At 46.3% G+C, this 26,657-nt stretch carries 29 protein-coding genes; 17 read left to right on the top strand and 12 right to left on the bottom strand.

Annotated elements, in window-relative coordinates; all coding sequences use genetic code 11:
- The first annotated feature begins 96 nt into the window (after nucleotides 1-96).
- From thrS to ACH3Y6_RS13495, 5 genes are all read left to right on the top strand, one after another.
- Nucleotides 97-2,034, top strand: a complete 1,938-nt coding sequence (gene thrS, locus ACH3Y6_RS13515) for a threonine--tRNA ligase (protein WP_490836146.1) — start codon at nucleotides 97-99, stop codon at nucleotides 2,032-2,034.
- A 53-nt stretch (nucleotides 2,035-2,087) separates the two neighbouring features.
- On the top strand, nucleotides 2,088-2,672 hold the full coding sequence (gene infC / locus ACH3Y6_RS13510) for a translation initiation factor IF-3 (protein ID WP_490836145.1): 585 nt from the start codon (nucleotides 2,088-2,090) through the stop codon (nucleotides 2,670-2,672).
- A 219-nt stretch (nucleotides 2,673-2,891) separates the two neighbouring features.
- The gene (gene rpmI, locus ACH3Y6_RS13505) at nucleotides 2,892-3,092 is read left to right on the top strand and encodes a 50S ribosomal protein L35 (protein ID WP_161818313.1); all 201 of its coding nucleotides are present in this window, start codon (nucleotides 2,892-2,894) and stop codon (nucleotides 3,090-3,092) included.
- A 77-nt stretch (nucleotides 3,093-3,169) separates the two neighbouring features.
- Nucleotides 3,170-3,514, top strand: coding sequence for a 50S ribosomal protein L20 (rplT, locus tag ACH3Y6_RS13500; RefSeq protein ID WP_490836144.1), 345 nt, complete (start codon nucleotides 3,170-3,172; stop codon nucleotides 3,512-3,514).
- 127 nt (nucleotides 3,515-3,641) lie between these two features.
- Complete coding sequence (locus tag ACH3Y6_RS13495) at nucleotides 3,642-5,072, top strand: type III PLP-dependent enzyme domain-containing protein (RefSeq protein WP_490836143.1); 1,431 nt, start codon at nucleotides 3,642-3,644, stop codon at nucleotides 5,070-5,072.
- 38 nt (nucleotides 5,073-5,110) lie between these two features.
- Here ACH3Y6_RS13495 and ACH3Y6_RS13490 read toward each other — a convergent pair whose 3' ends face one another.
- On the bottom strand, nucleotides 5,111-6,292 hold the full coding sequence (locus ACH3Y6_RS13490; RefSeq protein ID WP_490836142.1) for a glycosyltransferase family 2 protein: 1,182 nt from the start codon (nucleotides 6,290-6,292) through the stop codon (nucleotides 5,111-5,113).
- A 146-nt stretch (nucleotides 6,293-6,438) separates the two neighbouring features.
- Here ACH3Y6_RS13490 and ACH3Y6_RS13485 point away from each other — a divergent pair, with 146 nt between their 5' ends.
- Nucleotides 6,439-6,897, top strand: coding sequence for a hypothetical protein (locus tag ACH3Y6_RS13485; protein ID WP_490836141.1), 459 nt, complete (start codon nucleotides 6,439-6,441; stop codon nucleotides 6,895-6,897).
- Here ACH3Y6_RS13485 and ACH3Y6_RS13480 read toward each other — a convergent pair whose 3' ends face one another.
- From ACH3Y6_RS13480 to ACH3Y6_RS13465, 4 genes are all read right to left on the bottom strand, one after another.
- Nucleotides 6,898-7,536, bottom strand: coding sequence for a DUF8845 family protein (locus tag ACH3Y6_RS13480; RefSeq protein ID WP_490836140.1), 639 nt, complete (start codon nucleotides 7,534-7,536; stop codon nucleotides 6,898-6,900). It lies immediately after the preceding gene.
- 5 nt (nucleotides 7,537-7,541) lie between these two features.
- On the bottom strand, nucleotides 7,542-8,045 hold the full coding sequence (locus ACH3Y6_RS13475; protein ID WP_490836139.1) for an RNA polymerase sigma factor: 504 nt from the start codon (nucleotides 8,043-8,045) through the stop codon (nucleotides 7,542-7,544).
- A gap of 9 nt (nucleotides 8,046-8,054) precedes the next feature.
- Nucleotides 8,055-8,909, bottom strand: coding sequence for a TraB/GumN family protein (locus ACH3Y6_RS13470; RefSeq protein WP_490836138.1), 855 nt, complete (start codon nucleotides 8,907-8,909; stop codon nucleotides 8,055-8,057).
- 148 nt (nucleotides 8,910-9,057) lie between these two features.
- A complete protein-coding gene (locus tag ACH3Y6_RS13465) occupies nucleotides 9,058-9,486 on the bottom strand; it encodes an Hsp20/alpha crystallin family protein (RefSeq protein WP_490836137.1) in 429 nt (142 codons plus the stop codon).
- A gap of 227 nt (nucleotides 9,487-9,713) precedes the next feature.
- On the opposite strand from ACH3Y6_RS13465, the gene ACH3Y6_RS13460 reads away from it, so the two are divergent.
- From ACH3Y6_RS13460 to ACH3Y6_RS13415, 10 genes are all read left to right on the top strand, one after another.
- Entirely contained in the window at nucleotides 9,714-10,130 is a 417-nt protein-coding gene (locus ACH3Y6_RS13460) for a BrxA/BrxB family bacilliredoxin (RefSeq protein ID WP_490836136.1), read from the top strand.
- A 175-nt stretch (nucleotides 10,131-10,305) separates the two neighbouring features.
- A complete protein-coding gene (locus tag ACH3Y6_RS13455; protein WP_490836135.1) occupies nucleotides 10,306-11,466 on the top strand; it encodes a prolipoprotein diacylglyceryl transferase in 1,161 nt (386 codons plus the stop codon).
- Nucleotides 11,467-11,501: 35 nt separating this feature from the next.
- Entirely contained in the window at nucleotides 11,502-12,230 is a 729-nt protein-coding gene (locus ACH3Y6_RS13450; RefSeq protein ID WP_490836134.1) for a TylF/MycF/NovP-related O-methyltransferase, read from the top strand.
- Nucleotides 12,231-12,511: 281 nt separating this feature from the next.
- A complete protein-coding gene (locus tag ACH3Y6_RS13445) occupies nucleotides 12,512-14,977 on the top strand; it encodes a TonB-dependent receptor domain-containing protein (RefSeq protein WP_490836133.1) in 2,466 nt (821 codons plus the stop codon).
- A 327-nt stretch (nucleotides 14,978-15,304) separates the two neighbouring features.
- Entirely contained in the window at nucleotides 15,305-15,796 is a 492-nt protein-coding gene (locus tag ACH3Y6_RS13440) for a YajQ family cyclic di-GMP-binding protein (protein WP_490836132.1), read from the top strand.
- Nucleotides 15,797-15,925: 129 nt separating this feature from the next.
- Nucleotides 15,926-16,177, top strand: a complete 252-nt coding sequence (locus tag ACH3Y6_RS13435) for a type B 50S ribosomal protein L31 (protein ID WP_490836131.1) — start codon at nucleotides 15,926-15,928, stop codon at nucleotides 16,175-16,177.
- Nucleotides 16,178-16,324: 147 nt separating this feature from the next.
- Nucleotides 16,325-17,116, top strand: a complete 792-nt coding sequence (locus ACH3Y6_RS13430; RefSeq protein ID WP_490836130.1) for a toxin-antitoxin system YwqK family antitoxin — start codon at nucleotides 16,325-16,327, stop codon at nucleotides 17,114-17,116.
- Nucleotides 17,117-17,223: 107 nt separating this feature from the next.
- Nucleotides 17,224-17,952 carry a bacillithiol biosynthesis deacetylase BshB1 gene (bshB1, locus tag ACH3Y6_RS13425; RefSeq protein ID WP_490836129.1) on the top strand — a complete coding sequence of 243 codons (729 nt, stop codon included), beginning with the start codon at nucleotides 17,224-17,226 and terminating at the stop codon, nucleotides 17,950-17,952.
- A gap of 76 nt (nucleotides 17,953-18,028) precedes the next feature.
- Entirely contained in the window at nucleotides 18,029-18,904 is an 876-nt protein-coding gene (locus tag ACH3Y6_RS13420) for a carbon-nitrogen hydrolase (protein WP_490836128.1), read from the top strand.
- Between the two features lie 38 nt (nucleotides 18,905-18,942).
- Complete coding sequence (locus ACH3Y6_RS13415) at nucleotides 18,943-19,983, top strand: agmatine deiminase family protein (protein WP_490836127.1); 1,041 nt, start codon at nucleotides 18,943-18,945, stop codon at nucleotides 19,981-19,983.
- A gap of 38 nt (nucleotides 19,984-20,021) precedes the next feature.
- On the opposite strand, the gene ACH3Y6_RS13410 is transcribed toward ACH3Y6_RS13415, so the two are convergent.
- Genes ACH3Y6_RS13410 through ACH3Y6_RS13400 form a run of 3 tightly spaced genes read right to left on the bottom strand, consistent with a single transcriptional unit; the run spans nucleotide 20,022 to nucleotide 21,715 of the window.
- Nucleotides 20,022-20,456, bottom strand: coding sequence for a QcrA and Rieske domain-containing protein (locus ACH3Y6_RS13410; RefSeq protein ID WP_490836126.1), 435 nt, complete (start codon nucleotides 20,454-20,456; stop codon nucleotides 20,022-20,024).
- A gap of 47 nt (nucleotides 20,457-20,503) precedes the next feature.
- Nucleotides 20,504-21,097 carry a methyltransferase gene (locus tag ACH3Y6_RS13405; RefSeq protein ID WP_490836125.1) on the bottom strand — a complete coding sequence of 198 codons (594 nt, stop codon included), beginning with the start codon at nucleotides 21,095-21,097 and terminating at the stop codon, nucleotides 20,504-20,506.
- Nucleotides 21,098-21,106: 9 nt separating this feature from the next.
- The gene (locus ACH3Y6_RS13400) at nucleotides 21,107-21,715 is read right to left on the bottom strand and encodes an HD domain-containing protein (RefSeq protein WP_490836124.1); all 609 of its coding nucleotides are present in this window, start codon (nucleotides 21,713-21,715) and stop codon (nucleotides 21,107-21,109) included.
- 126 nt (nucleotides 21,716-21,841) lie between these two features.
- On the opposite strand from ACH3Y6_RS13400, the gene ACH3Y6_RS13395 reads away from it, so the two are divergent.
- Complete coding sequence (locus ACH3Y6_RS13395) at nucleotides 21,842-22,663, top strand: N-acetylmuramoyl-L-alanine amidase (RefSeq protein ID WP_490836123.1); 822 nt, start codon at nucleotides 21,842-21,844, stop codon at nucleotides 22,661-22,663.
- Nucleotides 22,664-22,744: 81 nt separating this feature from the next.
- Here ACH3Y6_RS13395 and ACH3Y6_RS13390 read toward each other — a convergent pair whose 3' ends face one another.
- The 4 genes from ACH3Y6_RS13390 to ACH3Y6_RS13375 all read right to left on the bottom strand — a co-directional run bounded on the left by ACH3Y6_RS13390 (nucleotide 22,745) and on the right by ACH3Y6_RS13375 (nucleotide 26,632).
- Nucleotides 22,745-24,025: an acetyl-CoA hydrolase/transferase family protein gene (locus tag ACH3Y6_RS13390; protein WP_490836122.1), complete on the bottom strand. Its 1,281-nt coding sequence runs from the start codon at nucleotides 24,023-24,025 to the stop codon at nucleotides 22,745-22,747.
- 166 nt (nucleotides 24,026-24,191) lie between these two features.
- Nucleotides 24,192-24,638: a VOC family protein gene (locus tag ACH3Y6_RS13385; protein WP_490836121.1), complete on the bottom strand. Its 447-nt coding sequence runs from the start codon at nucleotides 24,636-24,638 to the stop codon at nucleotides 24,192-24,194.
- A gap of 538 nt (nucleotides 24,639-25,176) precedes the next feature.
- Nucleotides 25,177-26,190 (bottom strand): sugar phosphate isomerase/epimerase family protein, encoded by a 1,014-nt coding sequence (locus ACH3Y6_RS13380; RefSeq protein ID WP_490836120.1) that lies wholly within the window; start codon nucleotides 26,188-26,190, stop codon nucleotides 25,177-25,179.
- 40 nt (nucleotides 26,191-26,230) lie between these two features.
- Nucleotides 26,231-26,632, bottom strand: a complete 402-nt coding sequence (locus ACH3Y6_RS13375) for a Dabb family protein (protein ID WP_490836119.1) — start codon at nucleotides 26,630-26,632, stop codon at nucleotides 26,231-26,233.
- Nucleotides 26,633-26,657: the final 25 nt, after the last annotated feature.

Raw genomic sequence — 26,657 nt, 5'->3', positions numbered from 1 at the left:
TAAGGTTTTTCGGGTCAAAACCTGCCCGAAGCACGTTTTGGGTGCCGTTTATTCTTTACTTTTGCAGTTCTAAAAAAGAGGTTGATTTACAAGAACATGATTAGTATCAGTTTCCCGGATGGCGCAGTAAGACAATATGAAAGTGGTGTTACTGCATTGGATATCGCTAAGTCCATCAGCGAAGGCCTTGCCAAAAAGGTATTGGCTGCAAGTGTGAATGGCCAGGTATGGGACGCTACAAGACCCATTACCAGCGATGCTTCACTGAAATTACTTACCTGGAATGACCCTGAAGGACAGAATACTTTCTGGCATTCTTCTGCCCACCTGATGGCAGAAGCGGTGGAAAACCTGTATCCCGGTGTGAAGTTTTGGGTGGGACCTGCCTTGGACAAAGGTTTCTATTATGACATGGACCTGGGCGACCGCAAGATGACGGAAGACGACCTGCTGGCGCTGGAAAAGAAAATGAACGAGCTGGCCAAACAGGGCAACCGCTATATCCGCAAGGAAATACCCAAGGCAGAAGCCGTGGCCTATTTTGCAGAAAAAGGGGATGAGTACAAACTGGACCTCCTGCAGAACCTGAATGACGGTGAGATTACTTTCTATACACAGGGCTCCTTCACAGACCTTTGCCGCGGACCGCATATTCCGGAAACCGGCCTGATCAAAGCCATCAAACTCACCAATGTATCCGGTGCTTACTGGAAGGGAGATGAGAAGAACAAGATGCTGACACGCGTGTATGGCGTTACTTTCCCCAATCAGAAAGAACTGGACGAGTACATCGTGATGCTGGAGGAAGCCAAGAAACGCGATCACCGTAAACTGGGTAAGGAACTCAGCATTTTTACCATGGATGAGGATATTGGCCCGGGCCTGGTGCTCTGGATGCCGAACGGTAGCATCATCATTGAAGAACTGGAAAAGCTGGCCAAGGAAACTGAAGAGGATGCCGGTTACAAACGTGTGGTTACCCCGCATATCGCCAAAGAGAATTTATACATTACCAGCGGACACCTGCCTTATTACCAGGACAGCATGTTTCCACCCATGGAACTGGACGGGAACAAATATTACCTGAAGGCGATGAACTGTCCGCACCACCATAAAATATTCGACGCCGAGCAGAAAAGCTATAAGGATCTTCCATACCGTTTGGCCGAATATGGTACCTGCTACCGTTATGAGCAGAGCGGAGAGCTGTTCGGACTGATGCGTGTACGCTGCCTGCATATGAACGATGCCCATATCTATTGCACCAAGGAACAGTTTGCCCAGGAGTTCAAGGCGGTGAACGATATGTACCTGAAGTATTTTGAGATCTTCGGTATCGATAAATATGTGATGCGGCTGAGTCTGCACGAACCCTCCAAGCTGGGACAGAAATACATCAATGAACCCGAGCTCTGGTTAGAGACCGAACAGATGGTTCGCCAGGTGCTGATCGAAAGCGGTACCCCATTTGTGGAAGTGCAGGACGAAGGCGCTTTCTACGGACCTAAGATAGACGTACAGATCTGGAGTGCCATTGGTCGCGAGTTCACGCTGGCTACTAATCAGGTGGATTTTGCGCAGGGCCGCCGATTCAATCTATCTTATACCAATAAGGACAATACCCCTGAAGTTCCCTTGATCATTCACCGCGCACCGCTGGGTACCCATGAGCGGTTCATCGGGTTCCTGCTGGAGCATTATGCCGGTAAATTCCCGGTATGGCTGGCACCGCTGCAGGTGAAAGTGTTGCCAATCAGTGATAAGTTCATGGATTACGCACAGCTGGTGCAGAAGAAACTGAAGAAAGCGGGCGTAAGGGTGGAGATTGATGACAGGCAGGAGAAGATCGGCAAGAAGATCCGCGACACGGAATTGCTGAAAGTGCCATACATGCTGGTAGTGGGAGAGAAGGAGATGAACGAGAACAAACTGTCTGTTCGCCGCCAGGGTAAGGGCGATATAGGCAGCCAGGATATCGACGCTTTCATTGACATGATTTCAGATGAAATAGAACACCGTAAATCAGGCGAATAAACGCCAATGACATATCTTTAACAACAAATCAATTATTCACTAAACAAGTTTTAATGGCATTACCACCAAGAGGGGGCGGAAGATTTAATCCCAGGTTTAACAGGCAGCCCGAGCCTGAACATCGTATCAACGAAAGAATACGGGTACCACAGGTTCGACTGGTTGGCGACAATGTAACTGTAGGCGTATATTCCACCATGGAAGCGTTGAAGATTGCACAGGAGCAGGAGCTGGACCTGGTAGAGATCTCTCCAACCGCCGATCCCCCTGTTTGTAAGGTGATCGATTACAAAAAGTTCCTCTACGAGAAAAAGAAGAAGGAAAAGGAAATGAAAGCCAATTCCAAGCAGAGCGAGGTAAAAGAGATCCGTTTTACACCAGGAACCGATGATCACGATTTCGATTTTAAGGCCAAACACGCAGAAAAATTCCTGAAAGACGGTAATAAGGTAAAAGCCTATGTTCAATTCAAGGGACGTGCCATCATGTTCCAGGACCGCGGACAGCTGTTACTGCTGAAATTTGCAGAACGCCTGGCAGAATCCGGCGTGCTGGAAAGTATGCCCAAACTGGAAGGCAAGCGTATGTTCGCCATCTTCACGCCCAAAACAGGCACCAAGAAAAAAGCCGTAAGCTAGGCCAATTGGTAATTAATAATTAGTAGTTAGTAATATATTTATTAATATGTAAGACTGCTAATTATTAATTACTAATCACTAATTACTAATTTTTCCTCCTATCTGCTTGAAATATAGCCATCTCTTCTTACTTTTGCAGCCCATTTCCCGTATGGCTCAACAAGTTCACACCCGGTGGTGTGGCGCCAGCAGGGTGTAATCTTCTGATAGATTATTTTTATGCCAAAGGTAAAAACCAACTCAAGCGCCAAGAAGCGCTTCAAGGTGACTGGAACCGGAGAGATCACTTTCCAGAAAGCTTTCAAACGTCACATCCTGACCAAAAAATCTAAAAAACGTAAAAGAGCCATGCGCCAGAAAGGCCTGGTAGGTTCTACCAACAAGGACTTTGTACTGCGTTTGTTGCGTTTAAAAGGTTAATCCAGCGATCAGAAAGTCATCCACCATTTAAAAATCAACCAGCCTGTTACTGACAGTCGGTTCCAAAAAATTATAGTATGCCACGTTCAAAAAATGCAGTAGCATCAAGAGCCAGGAGAAAAAGAATCCTGAAGCAAGCAAAGGGTTTCTACGGTAAGCGTAAAAATGTATATACCGTAGCCAAGAATATTGTTGAAAAAGGTATGACCTACAGTTATGTAGGCCGCAAGCTGAAAAAGCGTGAATACCGCCAGCTGTGGATCGCGCGTATCAACGCTGCGGTACGTGCCGAAGGTTTAACCTACAGCCAGTTCATCAACAAGCTGAGCACAAAGGGTATCGACCTGAACCGTAAAGTACTGGCCGACCTGGCCATGAACGAGCCAGCCAGCTTCAAGGCACTGGTAGATTCTGTGAAATAAGGTCGCCTGAAAATAGCATAAGCCGGGGTGTTGAACGCCCCGGTTTTTTTTATGTGTAGAACTGAACAAACTGTTATTTTTGTACATAGTAATGCCTTCTGTTCACCGTATAATAGCTAACCCCTAAATGAACAACACCTATACTTCGCTGGTTAACCAGACTTTCCATTTTCCGCAAGAAGGGTTTGACCAGAATGATGATGGTTATCTCGAATTCAATGGCCTTGACCTGAAATCCCTGATCGACAAGTACGGCACACCGATGAAGCTGACCTATCTTCCTAAGATCGGTATGCAGATCAACAAGGCGAAGAAAATGTTTGAGGCGGCTTTCAAAAAGCATAAGTACGAAGGGGAGTATTTTTATTGCTATTGTACCAAAAGTTCCCATTTCTCATTCATTGTGGAAGAGGCACTGAAGCACAATATTCACCTGGAAACTTCTTACGCTTACGATATCGAGATCATCAACCGTTTGTACCAGCGCAGGAAGATCAACAAGGAAACCTATATCATCTGCAACGGCTACAAACAGAAGAACTATACCTCACGTATTGCCAAGCTGATCAATTCAGGATTTAAGAATGTGGTGCCGATCCTGGATAATAAGGAAGAACTGCAGGCCTATAAAAGAAGCGTGAAAGAACCTTTCCGTTTGGGTATCCGTGTGGCAGCAGAAGAGGAGCCCAATTTTCCATTTTATACATCCCGTCTGGGTATCCGTGCAAAAGATATCCTGGAGTTTTACGTGGATGAGATTGAAGGGTATGAAGACAAGTTCCAGCTGAAGATGCTGCACATTTTCCTGAACAAGGGGATCAAGGATGATATCTACTACTGGTCAGAGCTGAACAAGATCATCAACCTGTACTGCCAGTTGAAGAAGATCTGCCCTGAACTGGATTCGATCAATATCGGTGGCGGTTTCCCTATCAAACACTCACTGGGTTTTGAGTATGATTACCAGTTCATGATCAATGAGATCGTGAGCAATATCAAAAAAGCCTGCAAGAAGGCCAAAGTGCCGATGCCGAATATCTACACCGAATTCGGTAGTTTCACCGTGGGCGAGAGCATGGCGCATATCTACAGCGTGATCGGCCAGAAAATCCAGAATGACCGTGAGTGCTGGTACATGATCGATTCCTCGTTCATCACCACCTTGCCTGACACCTGGGGTATCGGTGAAAAATTCCTGATGCTGCCGGTAAACAAATGGAACAATGAATACCACCGGGTGGTATTGGGAGGTATCACCTGCGATAGCCACGATTACTATGATTCGGAAGAGCATATCAACGAAGTGTTCCTTCCAAAAATAACTTCCTCCGACCCCAAAGATGCCGCTGAAAACAAGGAGCCATTGTATGTGGGCTTCTTCCATACCGGTGCTTACCAGGACCAGATCAGCGGTTATGGCGGTATCAAACACTGCCTGATCCCTTCACCCAAACACGTGATCGTAGAATATGACAAAAATGGTAAACTGATCGATTGGGTATATGCAAAAGAACAATCCGCACAAAGCATGTTGAAAATACTCGGATACCTGCGATAGGAGTCATTTTATTACAATAGTAAAACGGAGTACAGCTGTTAAGTGGTGCTCCGTTTTGCTTTTTCCCAGAGACCATTTTGTGGTTTGTGATACAGGTACCGGTACAGTCCGGCCAGTAAGGCATAATGCATTACACAGAAATAATAGGGCAGAAAGATCAGGGTGAACCGTGTCCGGGTATTCCGAAGCGTATATCCCAGCAGAGCAACGGCGTAAAAAAACAATTGCAGGATCAGGAAGACCCGGTAAATGTTATCGCCTGATAAGGCCAATCCGATATTCAGCAGGAACAGCAAAATCAGCAGAAAGGGTGTTACCGCCCAGCGTAATACCCGGTGCGAAAAATATTGAAAACAGAGCAGCGGTGTTTTTCGGATGCTGAGCTTTTTACCCAACCGGGTAAGCACCTGCCAGCTGCCGGTGGCAATGCGGATTTTCCTTTTCATTTCTTCGGCTACATTGGCTGAAGCTGTTTCTGTTGCATAGGCGCCGGGCTCATAAGCAATACGATAACCCGCTGATGCAATCTGCATCGACTGCATAAAATCATCCAGCAGGGTATCTTCGGGAAGTGGTTGATACAGGGAGGTACGGAAAGCCATCAGCTCGCCTGCGGCACCTACAGCACTGTTAAAATCGGCATCCAATTGTTTCAGGATCGATTCGTATCGCCAGTACAGGTTTTCCCCAACAGCGCCTGCTGTATCAATGGGTTGTGCAGATACTCTTTTTTCTCCGGCAACACAACCGGTTTTTGGGTCGGCAAAATGTTTTACCAGGTTGCGGATGGCTTCGGTGTTGAGCAGGGCATTTGCATCGGAAAAGATAACCATCGGTGTTTGTACAAAACCGATCGCGCGGTTTTCAGCAGCAGTCTTTCCGCGGCGCTCAGGCTGGTGCAGCGAAAGTAGGTAAGGGTATTGCTTCAGCAGATTTGCTGTTTGGTCGGTTGATCCATCGGTGATAAAGACCAGTTGCAGTTTTTCCTGTGGATAGTTCAGAGACAGGCAATTGCTGATCTTCTGCTCCAGTATGCCCGCTTCGTTATAACAAGGCACTACCAGGGTTACAGGGGGTTCGAAAGAAGCATCGGTAAAAGGTTTTTTGTACCCAAGTATTTTCCTGCATACCGAGCAGAGCCATAATACCAGGCCATACCCGAAAAAACTATAGCAGAGGATGGCTGCTGATAACCAGAAAATAAGTACTGACAGGGGCATAAGCAGTGTTGACGATTCCGGGCAATTCTGCTACAATTTAGGGATATTCTGTTTTTCACTATCGGATCAAAGATCCGGAAAGCCCATTCATCCAAAATAAAATAAGCGATGCCGGAAATCGCCTTATTTTTAAGCAAAATCCGTTTATGCATAAATTCCTGTTACTTGTTTTCCTGTTTGTGGCGGGTATGCAGACCGCTCATGCCCAGTCTGCGGAAGATTCTGTAAAGACCACGATCGAGAACCTTTTCAGCGCCATGCGGAACGCAGGTGGAAAAGCAGTTATGTCCTGTTTTGCTGACAGCGCCATCATGCAGACCATCGCCCGGAACAAAGAAGGGGAGGCCGTTATCCGGAACGAGAAACCGGCTGATTTTGCAACGGTGGTGGGTTCCATGCCCAAAATGGCTGCCGATGAAAGGATCTCTTTTGAGGTAGTGAAAGTAGATGGACCGCTGGCCATTGCCTGGACTCCTTATAACTTTTATTATAACGGAAAATTTTGTCACTGTGGTGTGAATTCTTTTCAGCTGGTACGGCAGAACGGTGCCTGGAAAATACAGTACCTGATCGATACACGGAGAAAACAGGGTTGTAAAGAATGATCAGTCCTGCTCTTCCAGTTCCAGGATACATTGTTTTAATTGCTCCACATAACGTCCGTATAATCTTCTGAGGTACCACCTGGTAAAATAATAGATACCTACAGTGAGGATGGTCAGGTACACGGTGAGGAACAGCACCATCTGCCAGTTGGATTTGAAATAAGTGTTGAAGATGGTGCTGGCATCAGGTATCGATCCATGCTCATAGTAGATCAGTAAAATTGCGAAAACAAAACAAGCCGGAATCAACCCCATGGTGAATTGGAAATACCGTTTCATGAACGCTTCGATAATAGTCACGATCGTTTGCAGGTTGCTTTTCACCGGGAGGGCGGTAGCGCTCAGCTGCTGTGTTCTTTTAAGCAGGTAGACAACAATGGCCAGGAATATGGCCGTTGCCACTGCAAAAACAGAAAAATAGATATGGTTGGCATGATTACCTCCTGCAAAACCGAAATAGGCAAACAGCAAAATGGCCCCGGTACAACAGATGATCTCTATCCAGAGACTGCGTTTCAGTTTGTCGATGACTGAAACAGTCTTACGTGTAAGCATCTGAGCAATATCATCCCCCGACCTTCCCGCATGCGCGGTGGTCAGTTTCTGGTTGATCAGCGATTTCAGTTCATCTAATTCCATCTTGTCTAATAATTATAATTCGCTTCATTTTTTTGTGTTTCTTCCTTCAGCCGGGTTTTGATGCGATTCATCTTCACAGCTACATGGTTCGCCGTGATACCCATCATTTCACCGATCTCCCTGTAATCATAATCTTCCAGGTATAACATAATGATTGCCTTGTCAATCTTCGACAGGTTGCCAATAGCGGCATACATGGCTTTTACCTGTTCTTCAATCGGATCGTGGGTATTGTCGTGCTTGTCCGGCACCTGGTCTGTTGCGTAGATATCCGGTTGTCTTTTTTCCTTTCGGAAGAATGTGATGGCTGTATTCAGTGCCACCCGGTACAGCCAGGTAGAGAACTTGGCATCGCCCCGGAAATTCCCATATGCCTTCCATGCCTGCAAAGTGATCTCCTGGAAAAGATCTTCCCGGTCGGCATGCTGATCCATATACAGGTTGCACACTTTGTATACGATCTTCTGGTGCTGGTTCAATAATGCAATGAATTCCTTTTCGTCGGGCATCCGGCTAAATTAAAACTTTAGAGGGGTTAGCCGGTAACCCCGTTTCCGTAATAAACTGATCACTCCTTCTGCACCTCCCAGGTGTCCGGCGCCTACCGCAAAAAAGCAAGGTTGGCCCAACATGGCCTGCTGCATCAGGGGTATCCATTTCTCATTTCTTTTGGTGATTATATCAGTTGTGAAATTTTCATCCATGCCGGTCTCCTTCATGTACCGGTAGATCGAATCGACATCGCGTACCTTGTATACAGCAACCAGTTTCGACATAGCCTGTTGCACACTGTCGAAATTCTGCAACATTTTTACCAGCGAGTGCAGTTGTGAGTCCAGGGGCTCCTTGTCGATCGCTTCTATCTGGTCGTTGATGGTTTCAAGGCCCAGTATATTCATATGGTTTTGTTGCGCCAGTTTCATCAGCTCCGTTTCGGGTTGTACCTGGTCGGAACAGACAATGGCTTTCTGGGCCAACAGGCTCATGTGTAAAAAGGGTTTGAATGGGTTCAGCATGGCCATGGGCATGCCGGTGATGGACTGGAACTTCGGACTGATCCTGTTATACGTGGTATCGCCCACCAGTTGCGGAATGTTCTTTCCGGTCAAAGTCATTTTTGACATCAATTGCAGCTGCAGGCCCGGTTCGTCCATTTTGATCTCACTGTAAAAGCTCTTGCAGGTCTTCAATGTATTTTCCAGTTCGGCAGAAATGGAGAAATCGGCTTTGCAAAGAATATGGAAAGTACCGAACAGATAGGAGGGTTGTTGCAGGCCATTGCCACTGACCTTCCACAAAAGAGAGGAGGTTTGTTGAGCATATAGTGCAGGTGCCAGCAAGAGAGCCAGCAAACAGCCAGAGAAAAACTTCATGCTACCGTTTTTGCATAGGTAGCTGTTTCGGGAGAAATATTACCACTCAGGTCCTGTTTTTCCTAAAAAAAAGCCCTGAGTGGAAACCCGGGGCGTAAACCAAAACCAACTGCTTGTGAAACAGTATGTTTACTATGTTGCGATCTGATTACTGGATAGAGATCTGTTTGGGTGTGGCAATGATCTCTTCTTTTTTAGGCAGGTACAGTTTTAAAACACCGTTTTCGTATTTCGCCTGTATGCCTGCGGTATCGATCTTGTCATCTACACTGAAGCTTCTGGTAAAGCTCTGGTAGCTGAATTCCTTGCGGATTGTCTTGTACTCTTTTTTCTCTGTTTCTTCTTTTTTCTCGAAACTGATGGTGAGCAAACCATCTTCCAGGTTGATCTGGAAATCTTCTTTATTCCGGCCAGGTGCATTCATTTCAATATGATACCCTTCTTTGGTCTCATGAATGTTCACGGGTACTGAACTGAGGGTCTGTACATCTTTTCCCCAACTGTTGGGAAACTGATTGAAGAAATCATCAAACAGGTTGCCGAAATAAACCGGTTTTTGTTGTTTTACGAGTGTCATGGCTATTCGTTTTATACGTTGATAAATAAGTTTGTATATAGGGTTGTCCAAATGCTATACCAGCTGCTTTTTTACAGTACTCTGCTTACTTTTTGACATTTTTGATCATCCGAAAAAGACACAATGTCGCTTTATTGAATTAGAACATGACATAATGGCTATTTAACAAGCTTCTCGGTGTTTCAACTTTTGTTGTAACTTTGTGTTATCAATAAAAGAAGAAAAATATGTATCCAGCAGAGATAGTTTTACCGATGAAAGCCGAGTTGACCGACAATGGCTTTGAAGAGATGGTTTCAGCCAGTGAGGTAGATAAGACCCTGGCCGAAAAAGGCACCACTTTGGTGGTGATAAATTCTGTATGTGGTTGTGCAGCAGGTAGTTGCAGGCCAGGTGTGGTGATGGCGGTACAGAACGCAACGAAGCGTCCGGACCGTTTGACTACCAGTTTTGCGGGATTTGATACCGAAGCAGTTAACCAGGTAAGGACCCATTTACTGCCTTATCCGCCTTCATCACCTGCCATTGCCCTGTTCAAGGATGGTCAGCTGGTAAGTATGGTGGAAAGACACCAGATCGAGGGTCGCCCGGCACAGGTATTGGCCCAGCATTTAATTTCTGTGTTTGATGAGTACTGTAATTAATTTTGACTTAGTTTTGTTATAGATGGGTTAGTAAGTATGGGCTCCACAAAAAGTGGGGCCTTACTTTTTTAGGGATCTTTTATACACTGCACGCATTACCGTCACAACAGTATCATTATTTCTGAGTAACATTGCAGCGTTAATACACTAACGATTTATTAAGACCTGATCCTACATGTATCCCAATTTATACTACGCATTCAAAGATCTTTTTGGCATAGAGTTGTCCGGCCTGAAGTTGGTGAACTCATTCGGTTTTTTTGTGGCGCTCTCTTTCATCATCTGTGCCTGGGTGCTTACGCTTGAATTAAGAAGAAAACAACAGCAGGGCCTTTTCTTGCATACGGAAGAGACCCTGATCATCGGTGCACCTGCCAGTGTATCTGAATTACTGATCAATTTCCTGGTAGGATTCATTTTTGGTTACAAGATCATCGGCGCCTTCACCATACCCGATGCTCTCGGTGACCCACAGGCATTTATCTTATCCGCAAAAGGAAGTTTACCCGTGGGGCTGCTGGTTGGTTTGTTATTTGCCGGAATGAAATGGTGGGAGAAGAACAAGCAGAAATTAGCCAAACCTGAAAAAAGAACGATACGAATCTGGCCGCAGGACAGGGTAGGAGATATCGTGATCTACGCAGCCGCATTCGGTTTCCTGGGTGCCAAGATTTTTCATAACCTGGAGAACTGGAATGATTTTGTGGCCGATCCCGTAGGATCGTTGATCTCTTTCAGCGGACTCACGTTCTATGGCGGATTGATCTGTGCAGGTATTGCCATCATTCTGTATGCGCGTAAGAAAAATATTAGCGTGGTACATCTCTGTGATGCCATGGCGCCAACCATGATGCTGGCGTATGGACTGGGTCGTATCGGCTGCCAGGTCAGTGGCGATGGCGACTGGGGTATTGTAAATCTGAACCCCAAACCCTTCAGCTGGCTGCCTGACTGGATGTGGGCCTATACCTATCCGCACAATGTGGTGGGAGAGGGTGTACCTATTCCGGGTTGCGTAGGTCCCTACTGTAACCAATTACCTGCTCCTGTCTATCCAACGGCATTGTACGAGATCATTACCTGTCTGATCCTGTTTGCTGTATTGTGGATACTGCGTAAACGTATCAAAGTACCCGGACGCATCTTCGGGTTATACCTTGTTTTGAATGGACTGGAACGTTTCTTCATTGAAAAGATCCGTGTCAACACCAAATATGAACAGCTGCCTTTCCAGCCAACACAGGCAGAGCTGATCTCTCTTGTGCTGGTGATTGCCGGGATGGTGGTGATGGTTCGTTCTGAAAAATGGTTCTCCAAAAAATCAACTGAAGGGTAACTGCTCCCCCATAGCGGCTGTATAAACGTTCCAACATGAAGCAACTTGTCAAGTTCTGTAAAGATTTTCTTCTTTTTGTTCCCGTTACATTTTTGTTCAAACCTTTTACCAGGGCATTCCTGTTCATTGCCTATTTTAATAAGCTGGTAAGCTGGATCCGCAAACACAAGCAGGAATTTGCCTTCAATGACTATTACACGCCTGTCCGCGATTATAACAAACGATACCAGTTATATGAGTTTGTGCAGAAACGTAATGCAAAAGCAGATGAACCGCTGATCTACCTCGAATATGGTGTGGCTTCAGGTGAATCCTTCCGGTGGTGGCAGCAACACAACCAGCACCCTGATTCCCGGTTCTTCGGTTTCGATACTTTTGAAGGACTACCGGAAAAATGGGGAAGTTTCTACGACAAGGGCTCCATGAAATTCTCCATGCCGGAGCAGACCGATGCGCGGGGAACTTTTGTAAAAGGACTTTTCCAGGATACGCTGACGGGTTTTATCCATGAAAATCGTGCTCTCCTGTCATCCCCTGCCCGTAAAGTGATACTGCTGGACGCCGATCTGTATTCTGCCACTATCTATACCCTGTCACAATTGTACCCCATGCTCCGGAAAGGGGATGTGATCCTTTTCGATGAGTTTTCGGTAGCCCTGCATGAGTTCAAGGCCTATCTCGAGTTTACGCGTAATTTCTACATTCAACTAAACCCTTTGGGGGCTGTCAACAACTTTTACCAGGTTGGTTTTGAGGTTGCCTGACACATATAATACAAAATAATACTTTATTCAAGAGCGTCTTACCGGCGCTATTGATGCGTGTTAAAAAAGGGAAAATCATCGATTTTCCCTTTTTTATTTGATTATCATACTGTTTTATAAGTTGTATTTATTTAATTTTTTTCAGTTCCCAGTTCCGGTTACCACTTATCCTGCCTAATTACCGTTAAATACAAAACTATGTACTATGCATTGCATAGTACATAGTTTTGGCCTGTAATCAGTAACAACTGGAACTAAATCAACACGAATAAAACAATCTTATGAAAAAAATGCTAACCATGCTGACAGCTCTGGGGATCGTCGGTTTCTCCTTTGTTGGCCATGCCCAAAACACCCTGGCAGGTAAAGTGAACGGATCTGTGTATTCCGCTCAGAAAGCCGTTGAATCCGCCTCCATCAGCCTGTTAAGGGCAAAAGATTCCTCTGTGGCGAAACTGTCTGTTTCCGACAAGAACGGTGTCTTTGAGATCGAAAACGTTAGAGCAGGTAAATACCTGGTGTCTGTACAGGCGCTGGGATATACCAGGTACTACAGTAATAGTTTCGAGATCAGTGCCGAAAAGCCACAATATTCGCTGAACACAGTTGAGTTGAAACAGGCTGCAGGTAACCTGACTGCTGTGACCGTGGTTTCACAGAAACCCCTGGTGGAGCAAAAGATCGACCGTACCGTTGTGAATGTGGAAGCTTCGGTTACCAATACCGGCAGCACCGCATTGGAAGTGCTGGAGAAATCACCCGGGATCAGTGTTGATAAGGATGGCAACATCAGTTTAAAAGGAAAAACAGGTGTGCAGGTATTTGTAGATGGCCGTCCCACCTATCTTTCTGGCCAGGACCTGGCGAACATGCTGCGCAACATGCAGAGTACCCAGATGGACCAGATCGAGATCATGACCAATCCGCCCGCAAAATATGATGCAGCCGGTAACTCGGGTGTAATCAATATCAAGACCAAAAAGAACAAGCAGGTAGGGTATAACGGAAGCATCACCGCCGGTTACGGCCAGGGTGTGTATGGCAGGACCAATGCCAGTGCCAATATGAACTACCGTACCGGTAAAGTGAACCTGTTCGGCAACGTGAGTTATGCTTACCGGGAACGTTTTAACGACCTGTTCATCCAGCGTAAATTCATGGATGCCAGCAAAGTGGTGAAATCTCATTTTTCTCAGGAGAACAACCTGTTCAGCAGGGACGAGCCGTTGAACCTGAAACTGGGTATGGATTATTTTGTTTCGAAGAAGACCACGGTGGGTATTGTACTCAATGGTGGCGTAAGCGACCAGCAGTTCAGGAGTAAAGGACTGATCAATATTTCCGATCCGAACAATGTGTTGCAGAGCCAGACCGTGGGTCTTTCTGAGAACAGCCAGGACTGGAAGAATTTCAGTACCAATCTAAACCTACGCCAGCTGCTGGATACTGCAGGAGCAGAGCTTACTGCCGACCTGGATTATATCAATTACAACTCTACCAATAATACCAACCTGTTCAATGCCTATTACAATGCAGGTGGTGCGCCATTACCAGGTTCAAAACCGGATTCCTTATTGGGTAGGTTACCGCAGGATATCACCATCTACAGTGCAAAACTGGATTTCCTGAAACCTTTGAAAGAGGGTGCGCGTTTTGAGGCCGGTGTTAAATCCAGTTTCATCCGTACAGATGCCAACGCTATCTACGACAGTGTGATCAATGGCTCAACTGTCAGGGATCTGAACCGCAGCAACCATTTTGTATACAGTGAGAACATCAACGCCGCGTATGTCAACTACAGCCGCCCGTTGAGCAAAAAACTGACCGCCCAGTTAGGCCTCCGCCTGGAGCATACCCACTCTGATGGTCAACAATTGACCACCGGCGTGAACTTTATCAGGGACTATGTACAGCTGTTCCCCACTTTGTACCTGCAATACCAGCCCGACCAGAAAAACTCTTTCGTGCTGAAGTACGGAAAAAGGATTGGTCGCCCCGACTACCAGAGCCTGAATCCGTTCGTATACTTCCTGGATAAGTACACTTACGAACAGGGTAACCCCAACCTGCGGCCGCAGTTCAGCCATAATATCGAATTGTCGCACACGTTCAACAATTTCCTGACCACTACCCTGAACTATACCAAGACCACGGATATCATGCAGCAGGTGATGGAACAGAATGCAGGACAGAACGAAACCGCACTCAAACAGTCCAATATCGCTACCCAGCGCCAGTTCGGCCTGTCTGTGAATGCCATGGTATCGATCAAAAAATGGTGGACCTCTAATATCTATGCCAATGTGTATAACAACCGTTTCAGCGGTATCGTAAACGGTGAGATGAATACTTTCGGAACCACGACCGCCATGTTCAATGTAATGGAGCAGTTCAAACTGAACCAGGGCTGGGGACTGGAAGCCAGCGGGTTCTATCGTACGGCTGCCGTGGATGGCGTGATGGGCATCAATGGCCTTGGCGGTGTGAACCTGGGTGTCAGCAAACAGGTGATGAAGAACAAAGGATCACTGCGACTGAATATCCGTGATATCTTCTGGACACAGCGTGCCAGCGGAGGTAGCAAATTCGGAAATATCGATGCACAGTTTCAGCAGCGCAATGATTCCCGTTTTGTCAACCTCTCATTCACCTACCGTTTCAGTAAAGGTAAAGTGGGTAATGTGCAGCGCAAGAGGGGTGGTGCCAGCGAAGAAGCCAGTCGTGTAAAAGGAGCAGAAAACCAATAACGCGAAAATGAGCAACAGCCGTTGTTACAGCAAGCGGCTGTTGCCATTGACATTTGTTTAACACCACTCATACCATATCTCTCGTTCAATTGGTTTTGAGGAAGCAACTTTGGCGTATACAATTCTTTTTTCTCATGTGCATTATATAGATCCGGCCCCGATGTCTATCGGGGCCTTTTTTACGGCGGCTCCTGAAGGTTGCCGTTAACTGCCATTATCTACGCCCGGTTCGTCCCCAGCCAGTCCATAGGGTACTCATCATTCAACATCCCTTGTTCATTATTCAATATTCCCCCCGGATATATACCTTTGTAAAAATCCCTGCTTATGCCATCTTTTGATATTGCCAGCGAAGTAGATATCCAGTTACTGGATAATGCGGTGAATACCGTAAAAAAAGAGATCAGTACCCGTTTCGATTTCCGGGGTTCTCCGGTAACCGTAGAGCTGAACAAAAAAGAATACCAGATCTTACTGGAAGTGGAAAGTGACATGAAAATGAAACAACTGATCGATGTGCTGATCAGTCGCGCAATGAAACAAGGCATTGATGCCGGTGCATTCGATTTCAGCAAGGATGCTTATCCAAGTGGTAAAGTAATCAAAAAGGAAGTGGGGGTGAGGAACGGCCTCAAACAGGAAGATGCCAAGAAGATCGTAAAGATGATCAAGGACAAAGGCTTTAAGGTGCAGGCCGCTATCATGGACGATATTGTACGGGTCACCGCCAAAAAGATCGATGACCTGCAGGCTGTGATTGCCGAATGCCGTGCTGCCAATTTCGGTATTCCGCTGCAGTTTGTGAATATGAAAAATTAGTAACTTATTGATAATGAGTTTATTATATTATTTACAATTTGATTTATTTGGTTGAGAGTACAGAAAATCTTACCTTTGCAATCCTAAAATAATCGCACGGCCAAATCCGTGCCACCTAAAAAAGAAATTATGAAACAAGGTATCCATCCGGAAAATTATCGTTTTGTTGTGTTCAAGGACATGAGTAATGGACACACTTTCCTTTGCCGCTCTACAGCCGCCACCAAAGAAACCATCCAATGGGAAGATGGTAATGAGTATCCACTGATCAAACTGGAGATCTCCAATACCTCTCACCCTTTCTACACAGGAAAGAATGTACTGGTGGATACAGCAGGACGTATCGACAAGTTCAACAAACGTTACGCCAAGAAAGCCTAATCACTTTCTTTATCATATCAGGGAACCCAACGTTACACACGTTGGGTTCTTTTTTTGCCGTCCGTCATCAACCACACAAATATGCGATAGACTTGCGGGGCAGGTGCCAATATTTTTGATTTCATTATTGAAAGAAATCAAAATACCATGAATAAATACCTTGCTGCATGCACCTGTCTTTTGCTGGTATTTACTGTGTTATCCTGCCGTAAATCGACCAATCAACCACAGAATCCCGTTCCGGTAGTGGGAAAACTCTCCAAACTGGCCTATGGTAACGGCGGGTATGATTCCATATATTATCATACGGATGGAACCATCCGCAAAATCGTGTCGCATAACGTTCAACCCTTTCCTTATGATGAGGTCTATACCTTCGACTATGATGCGGCTAAAAAAGTGACCCGGATCACCGATAACAATGGGGAATATTACGACTATAGGTATATCAACGGGGAGCTGGTGGCTGTTTTACATTATGTGGGCGGCTCCAAGGAAGATTACAGGACCTATGTGTGGAACAACGGGAAACTGGCTGAAGTGGAAGAACATTACCGTCCGGGCATTTCCGTACCGGGGCACCAACTGATGACCCGGAGGGAGTTCACTTATTATGCCGAGGGCAATCTGCTGAAAGAGACTGTGTACAACTGGGATGCGCAGGCACAGGCCCTGGTGAAAGAATATTCCAGGACCTTTCTGGATTACGACGCCCATATTAATCCTGAGGAAAGCATTGGTAATTTCCTGTACCTCTCGCAGGTAGTGCTGAGCAGCAGGAATGCGCGGAAAATGATCAGCGTAGATGAGAGAACCGGAGAGCCTACTGAGTTCAATTTCACTTACACCTATAATGATTTTATGAACCCATTGACGAAGAAAATGACCTATAACAGTGGCGGACAACAGTTACAGGAAACCGTAACCTATCATTATTAACAGAAGTTACTGGCGGTTGATCAGCAGAAAAGCCGGAACCCGACGTTCCGGCTTTGCCATTGATAGAACCGTAGCAAACATTACCTTTGCCAACGAAAAAAATGACCATGAAACTTGACATATTAGCATTTGGCGTTCACCCGGATGATGTGGAACTGGGCTGCTCCGGCACTTTGCTGGCGGCGATGGCAGAAGGCAAAAAAGTAGGGGTGGTAGACCTGACCCGTGGCGAACTGGGTACCCGCGGTACCGCAGCAACCCGTAAGGAAGAAGCCGCAAGAGCAGCCGAAATTATGGGTATACAGGTGCGCGAGAACCTGGGTATGGCAGACGGCTTTTTTCAGAATGATGAGACCAACCTGCGGAAAGTGATCGAAATGATCCGCAAATACCAGCCTTCCGTGATCCTGGCCAATGCTTTTGAGGACAGGCACCCCGATCATGGAAAAAGCGCCAAACTGGTTGCCGATGCCGCATTCCTGTCCGGGTTGCGCAAGATCGAAACCTTTTCAGAAGGACAACTGCAGGAAATCTGGAAACCCGCCTATGTTTTCCATTACATACAGGACCGTTTCATAGCCCCGTCATTTGTAGTAGATATCACTGGTTTTATGGATAAAAAAATGGAAGCCGTGCTGGCATACAGTACACAGTTCTTTAACCCGGATCTGAATGAACCACAAACCTATATTTCTTCTTCCCAATTCCTTGAAACCGTAAAAGCCAGGGCATTGATGATGGGTAAAAGAATAGGAGTGGGATATGCAGAAGGTTATTACACAGAAAAAACACCCGGCATCAAAAGTTTTGATGCCTTCATCCAGCAAATCACTTAAACCCTGAAATCCAGCATCCAGTATCCAGCATCCAGTATCCAGTATCCAGAACCCATTATCAACCCAACCTCGTAATATGTCAATTGTAAAAACAGGCCTGATACAGATGAGTTGTTCGGCCGATCCGAAAGCCAACCTGGACAAAGCCATACACAAAATACGCGAAGCCACCGCCAAAGGTGCGCAGATCGTTTGTCTGCAGGAGCTGTTTACTTCCCTGTATTTCTGCGATGTGGAAGACTATGAAAATTTTAAACTGGCAGAAACAATCCCCGGAGCCACCACCGATACGCTGGGGGCTTTGGCCAAAGAACTGAATGTGGTCATCATCGCTTCCCTGTTTGAGAAAAGGACACAAGGGATCTATCACAATACCACAGCCGTGATCGATGCGGATGGCAGTTATCTTGGTAAGTACCGCAAAATGCATATTCCCGATGATCCGGCTTATTATGAGAAGTTTTATTTCACACCCGGTGATCTCGGTTATAAAGTGTTCAAGACCCGTTATGCTACCCTGGGAGTTCTCATCTGCTGGGACCAGTGGTATCCTGAAGCGGCGCGTATCACTTCGTTGATGGGAGCGGAGATCCTTTTTTATCCAACCGCTATCGGCTGGGCCACTTCACAGGACGAAGCCACCAATACCGAACAGTACAATGCCTGGCAGACCATACAGAGAAGTCATGCCGTGGCCAATGGCGTGCATGTGGTGAGCGTGAACCGGGTAGGTTTTGAACAGGATGGCGCCATGAAATTCTGGGGAGGCTCCTTTGTGAGCAATCCATTTGGAACCTTATTGTACAAGGCGTCGCATGAGGAAGAAGAAGTGACGGTGGTGGAGATCGATACGGCAAAGACAGACCGTTACAGGACACACTGGCCGTTTATGCGCGACAGGAGGATCGATTCATACCAGCCCATTACCAAAAGATTCATTGACGAAGACTGATCACCGTGTAACAGAGGGATCCAGCGAAAAACAACAGCATGAAAACACCCAAAGAGTCAGGTTATTATTTTCCCGCAGAATTTGCACCACATGAAGCAACCTGGTTAAGCTGGCCGCATAAGGAAGCCAGCTGGCCCGGTAAGATCGAAACGATCTATCCCAATTACAGCCTGTTCGTGAAATACCTGGCCGAAAGCGAAAAAGTAAGGATCAATATAGCGGATGCTGCCATGCAGGCGGCCGCAACCGCACATCTGCAGAAAGCCGGCGTGGATCTTACGCAGGTGGAATTCTTTGCACATCCGACCAATGATGCCTGGTGCCGCGATCATGGGCCTGCCTTCCTGGTGAATCCTGATGCAGTCATCAAAAAAGTGATCGTGGACTGGGGGTATAATGCCTGGGGTAATAAATATCCTCCCTATGATCTGGACGATGTGATCCCGACGCTGATCGGTAAACATTTTGACATACCGGTATACCATCCAGGAATTGTCATGGAAGGGGGCTCTGTAGAGTTTAACGGTAAGGGAACCCTGCTTACCTCAACTGCCTGTTTACTGAATGAGAACCGTAACCCGCATCTGAACCAGCAGCAGATTGAGGAATACCTGTATCAGTATTATGGGGTTGAACAGGTGTTATGGGTAACTGAAGGGATTATAGGTGACGACACCGACGGACATATTGATGATACGGTTCGTTTTGTGAATGAAGATACCGTGATCACCGTAGTGGAAGAGAATGTACATGATGAGAACCACGAATTGCTGCAGACGAACTTGAAGCAATTGCAACAGATGCGTTTGTTGAATGGCAAACAGCTGAATATTATTGAACTTCCCATGCCGGATGCGGTGATCTATGAAGACCAGCGTTTACCGGCTTCTTACGCTAATTTTTATATCAGTAACAAACACGTCATCGTACCCGTATTTAACTGTGCCAGGGATGAGAAAGCCCTGCAGATCATTGCCGGCTGTTTTCCTGAAAGACAGGTGGTGGGTATTGATTCTACCGATATCATCTGGGGACTGGGAAGTTTCCATTGTCTGAGCCAGCAGGAACCACTTGTATAAGTACAAGCGATTCCTGCCGGTACCAGGTCAGGAACAGTTTATCCGGTAACAGTGAGCGTGTCTCCCGTAATGGAAATGGTATATTGTTTCAAAGCTTTGGCCGCGGGTCCCAGTACTACGGCACCTGAAGTGTTGAACGTACTTCCATGGTTGGGGCATACGAACTGATTGGATGCCGAATTGAAATTGATGGAAGTCCCCTCATGTGTACAGGCTACCTGCACCGCAGTAAAGGAAGCCGGAACATTGGATGAAGCCAGTCTTACAATGATGACCCCGTCCTGCACCACAGAAGAGCCTACTGATAAAAGACTGGTAGCAAGGTTGACCGTAATGTTGGCATTGGCTGGTGGGTTTACCCCTCCTGGGTTGTTGCTGGTGCTGGTTCCGCCTTTGCTGCAAGCGCCCATACAGGCTGCGCAGGCCACAAATACGGGCCCGGTAAGGTTTCCAAGGAATTCTCTTCTTTCCATTGTTAGGATATTAAGGTTGATAAATGAAATGAATCACAAACGTGTTTTCATTTTTGAGCCATGAGGAACAATTCATTGCCGGCGCGTTCCGGAATGGAATTGTAACATGGCTCCAGCCTTACCATACGAAAGACGGAAGAGAACAGTTGCCTGTACTCCCCGGTATTTCCGCCAAAGGGTGGGGATTTTTCAAAATCCCTGTTGAAGAGCAGGCCAACCAGTTTGCCGTTGCCTGAGAGCAGCGAATGCATATTGGCCACATATTGTTGACGTAGCGCAGGATCCAGTGCGCAGAAAAAAGTCTGTTCCAGTATCAGGTCGTAAGTGCCGGAATGGTCAAAGAAATCACCTGTGACTAGTTTGATAGCGGGGTATTTTTCACGCAGCTGTACCTGTAACCGGTTGATGACAACTGAAGATATATCAAGTACAGTGATATTGGTAAAACCTTTATCGCACAGGTAACGGGCTTCATAAGCGTTCCCTGCTCCGGGTATCAGTATGCGGATATGTTTGTCGGTCAGCTGATCGATATATTCTTTGAGTGGTGTGGATGCATAACCGATGTCCCAACCTGTCTGTTGCCGGTCATACCGCTCATTCCAGTAGGAGGCAGATAGAAAGTCGGGATTGTTTTCCATGTTCCGTATTTAGCTTGCTGAAATGACCGTTGCCTGCCTGGGTATGATGAAAGCGATCAGATCGTCCAATGGTATGCCCGCCCGCTCACAGGCATCCTGGATGTCATCACGGGAAACATTGGCTGCGAATGATTTTTCCTTGAGCCTTTTCTTCACGCCTTTCACATCCATGCCTTCGTAGCCACCGGGGCGCATCAGGGAGTAAGCATGTATCAGTCCCGACAGTTCATCGAATGCATATAACATCTTATCCATCTGGCTGACAGGCTCCACCCCAAAATGAAGATGCCCGTGCGATGCGATGGCCCGGATGATCTCAGGGTCGATATTCCTTTGTTCCAGTTCTTCAATGATCTTTTTGCAATGCAGGTCAGGCCACTGATCCCAGTCGGCATCGTGCAGCAAACCTGCCATTTCCCATTTCCATTGTCCGCTTTCATCCAGGTTTTCTTTTTCGGCGGCCCAGCATTTCATCAAGTGCCCCACTTGTAGCATATGAACCTGCAGTTTGGGATTCAATACCCAACTATGAAACAATTGCAGGGCTTCGTCGCGGGTCAATACATTTCCTTTGTTAGCCGGATTTCCGAATTCGTTTCTGCCAAGATGTAGCGACATGGTAGTAGTCTTTCTTTCAAAGATAGGAGGCTGTTTTTGATTTAGATGTTAGGCTGAGTAATATCTTTAGGCAAAATTTACGGCCACCTGCTACTAACAGCCGGGTCGACTAAATCAATCCCCGATATGAACCAGAAACGCTTATTTTTCCCCGTAGTATTATTCCTGATGCTGGTCATTGGTGCCTGTAGTCCCAAACCTTATAGTGCCACCAATAAAGTATACAGGAAACAGACCAAAGCTTTTGCCAAACAGTTACTGCTACAGCCGGTAAATCCTGTAAACGATACGATCCAGCAGCCGCCGTATTGGGTGGGTACCACCAATTTCGGGATCAGGAAGCCCAATTTCGTCATCATACACCATACCGCACAGAATTCCTGTGAGCAGACCCTGAAAACCTTTACGCTTACCAGGACAGCTGTGAGTGCGCATTATGTGATCTGTAAAGATGGAACCGTACATCATATGCTGAACGATTACCTGCGTGCCCAGCATGCCGGTGTGAGCCGGTGGGGTAACCTGATCGATATCAATTCCTCTTCCATCGGAATTGAATTGGATAATAATGGATTTGAGCCCTTTGATAGCCTGCAGCTGAACAGCCTGCTGAGTGTGTTGGCCAGGTTGAAAAAGGACTATAATATTCCAACGGCCAATTTTATCGGTCATGGCGATATAGCCCCGACCCGTAAGAATGATCCGAATTTCCGTTTCCCCTGGAAGAAACTGTCAGAAAAGGGCTTTGGTTTGTGGTTCGATGAAAACAGGGAAGAAGTGCCCGCAGGTTTTAATCCCATACAGGCATTACGCATTGTAGGGTACGATGTGAAGGATACCACTGCTGCTATCCGCTCCTTTAAAAGGCATTTCCTGCAGGATACCACCCGACAGCTCAATGATATCGACAAGAGTGTATTGTATAACCTTCAGAAAAAATACATGTAGGGATAGCTCTGTTACCCGGGTATGATAAGAAAGAGGGCAGATGGTAAAATCATCTGCCCTCTTTCTATAATTGTGTAATGGTTACCAGAATATTTTGAAACGTTCGTAACAGGCCCTGGTCAGTTCCTCCCTGTCATCGGGGTGGGCGATATCGATCAGTGCCTTGGCCCGCTGGCGTAGGTTTTTGCCATAGAGATAGGCGATGCCATATTCGGTCACCACATAGTGAATATGTCCGCGAGTAGTAACCACACCGGCAAAATCTTTGAGATGCGGCACAATACGGGGCACCCCTTTATGTGTTCTGCTGGTCAGGGCAATGATGGGTTTTCCTCCTTCACTGAGTGCCGCACCGCGCATGAAGTCCATCTGTCCGCCAATACCGCTGTATTGTATTGAGCCAATGCTGTCTGAACAGACCTGGCCGGTAAGGTCCACTTCAATGGCGCTGTTAATAGCCACCACATTAGGGTTACGGCGGATCACGTGTGGGTTGTTCACGTAATCGATATCCAGGAAATTGATAGCCGGGTTATCATCCACATAATCATACAAACGGCGGGTGCCGGCGGCAAAACCGGTTACTGCTTTGTTGGGGTGGATTTTTTTCTTTCGGTTATTGATCACACCAGATTCAAAGAGGTCTATCACTCCATCACTTAACATTTCGGTGTGGATGCCGATATCTTTGTGGCCTGTGAGTGATTTGAGTACGGCATCCGGAATGGTACCGATACCCATCTGCAGGGTACTTCCATCTTCGATCATGCTGGCTATATGTTTACCGATGGCCACTTCATTATCGCTGGTATTGGCGCCATAATTTACTTCGGGAAGGTCTTCTTCGTGGTATACGGTATGGGTAAAACGGGACATATGGATCAATCCGTCGCCATGTGTCCGTGGAATTTTAGGGTTGATCTGTGCAATTACATGTTTGGCCATATTCACTGCAGAACGGGCAATATCCACCGAGGTTCCGAGAGAGCAATATCCATGCGCATCCGGAGGAGATACCTGTACCAGTGCCACATCGATGGTGAGGATCCTCTTATTGAACAGATCAGGAATATCGCTGAGGAATACCGGGATATAATCCGCCCTGCCATCATTGACCGCTTCGCGGATAGGAGCAGAAACAAACATGCAATTGATGTGGAAACTGCTTTGGTATTGGGGCTTCTGTACTTCAATATCGCCCAATACCGTAATGAATACCAGTTCCACATCTGTAAGCCGCGGCGCCTGCTCTGCCAGTTTCCGCATCAGGAAAAGGGGTGTACAGGCGCTGCCGTGGACAAAAACCCTGTCATTACTCTTGATAATACTTAACGCTTGTTCTGCTGTTGAATAGGAAAACATACTTGTGAGATTTTAATAATGCAAATTTCTTTCGCGTACAACCAACAAAAAATGATTTTTGTAAGGTTTGCAGGTAAGCTTTATCAGGTTTTCATCACATTTTATTCTTTTATCATTTGGAAAACAAAAGATAATTAATATTCTGTAACATGGCAGCTGGTTCGTATCAGGCGTTTAACAGGTCTGCAATGATGATTTTGTTCATCTTAAGCATGGCCTGCATGGCCCGGTCAGATTTTTCAGGTTCCTTGCCGGACAGCAATTCGCCAAGAATCGAAGGGATGATCTGCCAGGACAGACCATATTTGTCTTTCAGCCAGCCGCATCTTTCCTGGCTGCCGCCTTCGGATAGTTTTTCCCAGAGTTCATCTACTTCCTGTTGTGTGTTACAATTCACAAAAAAAGAAATGGCAGGGGTGAATGAGAACATGGGGCCACCATTCAGTGCATGGAACGGTTGTCCCTCCAGTTCGAAGCTTACCGACATGACAGGCCCATCATCGCCCATCCGGTTGACATTGATGACCTTACCATTCTTAAATATACTCAGGTAAAAATGCATGGCTTCTTCAGCTTTCCCATCATACCAGAGAAAAGGAGTGATCTTTTGCATGATTATTGGATTTTGTTAGTTTTTACAAATATTCTGCCAACAGGCTGTTCTTGCATATGTACTATCTGCAGGTTGAATCCTGCTTTCCAATCGTTTCATAAAGTGCTTTTTTGGCTGGAATGAAAATACAGATAAAGTGAGAAAAGGATAGGGGTGTTTCAGTCAGTAGCCGGGGTGAATCCGTCAAATTTCAATACGGGCTGTTTTAGAGAGTTTACTACATATTCCTGTAGTTTTTTATGATATAAATCATTCCGGGAACTGCTTACGGTCATTTTTTGCCCTTCCGGGGCAGAGTACTTTTGGTATATCGTACTGATCCAGATATCCGACCACTTTTACAGAATTATATCGATAGGGTTATTTCATAGCGCTTCTTATAAATGAAGTTTAGGTTATTAAAGCAAGTGGTACAGTCACACTAAGGTGTGAGTAATGGTTGTAGTACAATAGACGCCCCGGTTCCCCGGGGCGTATTCTTTAGGTATGATAATCTATTGTGTAAGTTGTTATTGGATTGGCCAGGTAAGCGTTAGGATCAGCTTTCCAGCATTTTCCTGGCATAGGCCAAACAGATCGCGGTTTCTTTTATGGCATCGGAGCCGGCAGGTATATCGTATTCCAGTTCGATGGTGACCGGGATCTTGTATTTTTTATCCTTCAGCAGATTCAGGATTTCGCGTATAGGGGTATCTCCATTACCCCAGGCCACATTGGCTCCCCCGTTTGTTTTGGTCTTCCTGTCTTTGAGGTGCATGCTGGTGATACGGTCGTGTTTGTCTTCGATCAGCTTCAGCAGGCTTTCTTTGGTATTGTTTCCGCCTGCGGCGATATAGTGTCCGCAATCCAGGTTCATGGAATTGTAAGGAGATTGCGCCAGGGCTTCATCCCACGCGGTATCAGTGGCCTGTGTATGGGCATGATAGCCGATATACACTTTTTCTTTTGCCGCCAGTTCGCCCAGTCTTTTGGAATGTGCCGGATCGGCAGGCAGTTCTACGGTAACAGATCTTGCTCCCAGCGCTTTAGCTGCACGTAAAGCATAGGTGATCTCCGCATCGGTATTGTTGCTGTTGAGTGCGTTGGGTTTAAAAGCGTAAATGCTGACACCCCCTTTCTGGTACATTTTGCGGATCTCTTTAAACTTGTTCATCGGTACAGAAGCCCGCCATTCAGCAACCTGCTGCTGGTAAGCTGCCAGTTGTGCTTTCTGTTCATCACTCAGTTTCATCGGCTGCCCGGGAACCCTGGGAGGAAATTTTACGGGATTGGCAGGTTTGCCTGCATAGTCTTCGATTGCATCGCCCATCAGCTCAATATCAGTGATACCTGCATCCTGGCAATATTTCAGGATCTGTTCAGCACTGCCCGGTAAACTGCGGAATGAATAGGTGATCACGCCTACCTGAACACCTTGAATACTGCCCGGTGTGATAATGGCAGACAGGCTGTTGCCGAAAGTGCTCCGGCTAATAAGTATACCCATGGTGGCAAAAGCCGACTGCTGTAAGAAACGGCGGCGTGGGTTGGATGATGCGGAAGAGAGTGGCATAAATGGTATTTTATCGTATGAATGAATAAGATGTCTGTGTTCAGGCTTCCATGGCATCGTACACCACTACTTTGGACCATAAATGTCCATAGTTCTTGATGAAAGCAAGGTGTATGGGGTGCGATTGGTAAATGGCCTGTCCGGCAAGATCATCAAAGAACATAAGTTCGGAAACCTGCCAGCTGGTGTCTACCACATCCCTTTTTTCTGTGCTTGCCAACACACCCACATGTAGTTTCCGGATGGTTTCTATCTTAGCCAGTGTTCGTAATCCTTCTACCAGTTTATCGCGGTCTTCTTTGGAATCGGGATTCTTTAACCAGAAAAAAACATGGTGAACCAGTTGTTTTTTTTCCGGTGCTGTAAGTGGCAATGCCGATGCTGCCAGGCCGGTGCCTAAAAGGGTAGTGGTTGCCAGGAATTTTCTTCTGTCTGCTTTCATAGAGGTTATTTATATACCTAATATA

It is taken from the genome of Sediminibacterium sp. FW305-C-269 (genome assembly GCF_058231045.1).
The sequence above is the reverse complement of the archived record's forward strand: the minus strand, read 5'-3'. Positions and strand labels throughout refer to the sequence as shown.

Coding starts and splice junctions, on each gene's coding strand:
- thrS (WP_490836146.1), top strand. CDS start 97: ATGATTAGTATCAGTTTCCCGGATGGCGCAGTAAGACAATATGAAAGT.
- infC (WP_490836145.1), top strand. CDS start 2,088: ATGGCATTACCACCAAGAGGGGGCGGAAGATTTAATCCCAGGTTTAAC.
- rpmI (WP_161818313.1), top strand. CDS start 2,892: ATGCCAAAGGTAAAAACCAACTCAAGCGCCAAGAAGCGCTTCAAGGTG.
- rplT (WP_490836144.1), top strand. CDS start 3,170: ATGCCACGTTCAAAAAATGCAGTAGCATCAAGAGCCAGGAGAAAAAGA.
- ACH3Y6_RS13495 (WP_490836143.1), top strand. CDS start 3,642: ATGAACAACACCTATACTTCGCTGGTTAACCAGACTTTCCATTTTCCG.
- ACH3Y6_RS13490 (WP_490836142.1), bottom strand. CDS start 6,292: ATGCCCCTGTCAGTACTTATTTTCTGGTTATCAGCAGCCATCCTCTGC.
- ACH3Y6_RS13485 (WP_490836141.1), top strand. CDS start 6,439: ATGCATAAATTCCTGTTACTTGTTTTCCTGTTTGTGGCGGGTATGCAG.
- ACH3Y6_RS13480 (WP_490836140.1), bottom strand. CDS start 7,536: ATGGAATTAGATGAACTGAAATCGCTGATCAACCAGAAACTGACCACC.
- ACH3Y6_RS13475 (WP_490836139.1), bottom strand. CDS start 8,045: ATGCCCGACGAAAAGGAATTCATTGCATTATTGAACCAGCACCAGAAG.
- ACH3Y6_RS13470 (WP_490836138.1), bottom strand. CDS start 8,909: ATGAAGTTTTTCTCTGGCTGTTTGCTGGCTCTCTTGCTGGCACCTGCA.
- ACH3Y6_RS13465 (WP_490836137.1), bottom strand. CDS start 9,486: ATGACACTCGTAAAACAACAAAAACCGGTTTATTTCGGCAACCTGTTT.
- ACH3Y6_RS13460 (WP_490836136.1), top strand. CDS start 9,714: ATGTATCCAGCAGAGATAGTTTTACCGATGAAAGCCGAGTTGACCGAC.
- ACH3Y6_RS13455 (WP_490836135.1), top strand. CDS start 10,306: ATGTATCCCAATTTATACTACGCATTCAAAGATCTTTTTGGCATAGAG.
- ACH3Y6_RS13450 (WP_490836134.1), top strand. CDS start 11,502: ATGAAGCAACTTGTCAAGTTCTGTAAAGATTTTCTTCTTTTTGTTCCC.
- ACH3Y6_RS13445 (WP_490836133.1), top strand. CDS start 12,512: ATGAAAAAAATGCTAACCATGCTGACAGCTCTGGGGATCGTCGGTTTC.
- ACH3Y6_RS13440 (WP_490836132.1), top strand. CDS start 15,305: ATGCCATCTTTTGATATTGCCAGCGAAGTAGATATCCAGTTACTGGAT.
- ACH3Y6_RS13435 (WP_490836131.1), top strand. CDS start 15,926: ATGAAACAAGGTATCCATCCGGAAAATTATCGTTTTGTTGTGTTCAAG.
- ACH3Y6_RS13430 (WP_490836130.1), top strand. CDS start 16,325: ATGAATAAATACCTTGCTGCATGCACCTGTCTTTTGCTGGTATTTACT.
- bshB1 (WP_490836129.1), top strand. CDS start 17,224: ATGAAACTTGACATATTAGCATTTGGCGTTCACCCGGATGATGTGGAA.
- ACH3Y6_RS13420 (WP_490836128.1), top strand. CDS start 18,029: ATGTCAATTGTAAAAACAGGCCTGATACAGATGAGTTGTTCGGCCGAT.
- ACH3Y6_RS13415 (WP_490836127.1), top strand. CDS start 18,943: ATGAAAACACCCAAAGAGTCAGGTTATTATTTTCCCGCAGAATTTGCA.
- ACH3Y6_RS13410 (WP_490836126.1), bottom strand. CDS start 20,456: ATGGAAAGAAGAGAATTCCTTGGAAACCTTACCGGGCCCGTATTTGTG.
- ACH3Y6_RS13405 (WP_490836125.1), bottom strand. CDS start 21,097: ATGGAAAACAATCCCGACTTTCTATCTGCCTCCTACTGGAATGAGCGG.
- ACH3Y6_RS13400 (WP_490836124.1), bottom strand. CDS start 21,715: ATGTCGCTACATCTTGGCAGAAACGAATTCGGAAATCCGGCTAACAAA.
- ACH3Y6_RS13395 (WP_490836123.1), top strand. CDS start 21,842: ATGAACCAGAAACGCTTATTTTTCCCCGTAGTATTATTCCTGATGCTG.
- ACH3Y6_RS13390 (WP_490836122.1), bottom strand. CDS start 24,025: ATGTTTTCCTATTCAACAGCAGAACAAGCGTTAAGTATTATCAAGAGT.
- ACH3Y6_RS13385 (WP_490836121.1), bottom strand. CDS start 24,638: ATGCAAAAGATCACTCCTTTTCTCTGGTATGATGGGAAAGCTGAAGAA.
- ACH3Y6_RS13380 (WP_490836120.1), bottom strand. CDS start 26,190: ATGCCACTCTCTTCCGCATCATCCAACCCACGCCGCCGTTTCTTACAG.
- ACH3Y6_RS13375 (WP_490836119.1), bottom strand. CDS start 26,632: ATGAAAGCAGACAGAAGAAAATTCCTGGCAACCACTACCCTTTTAGGC.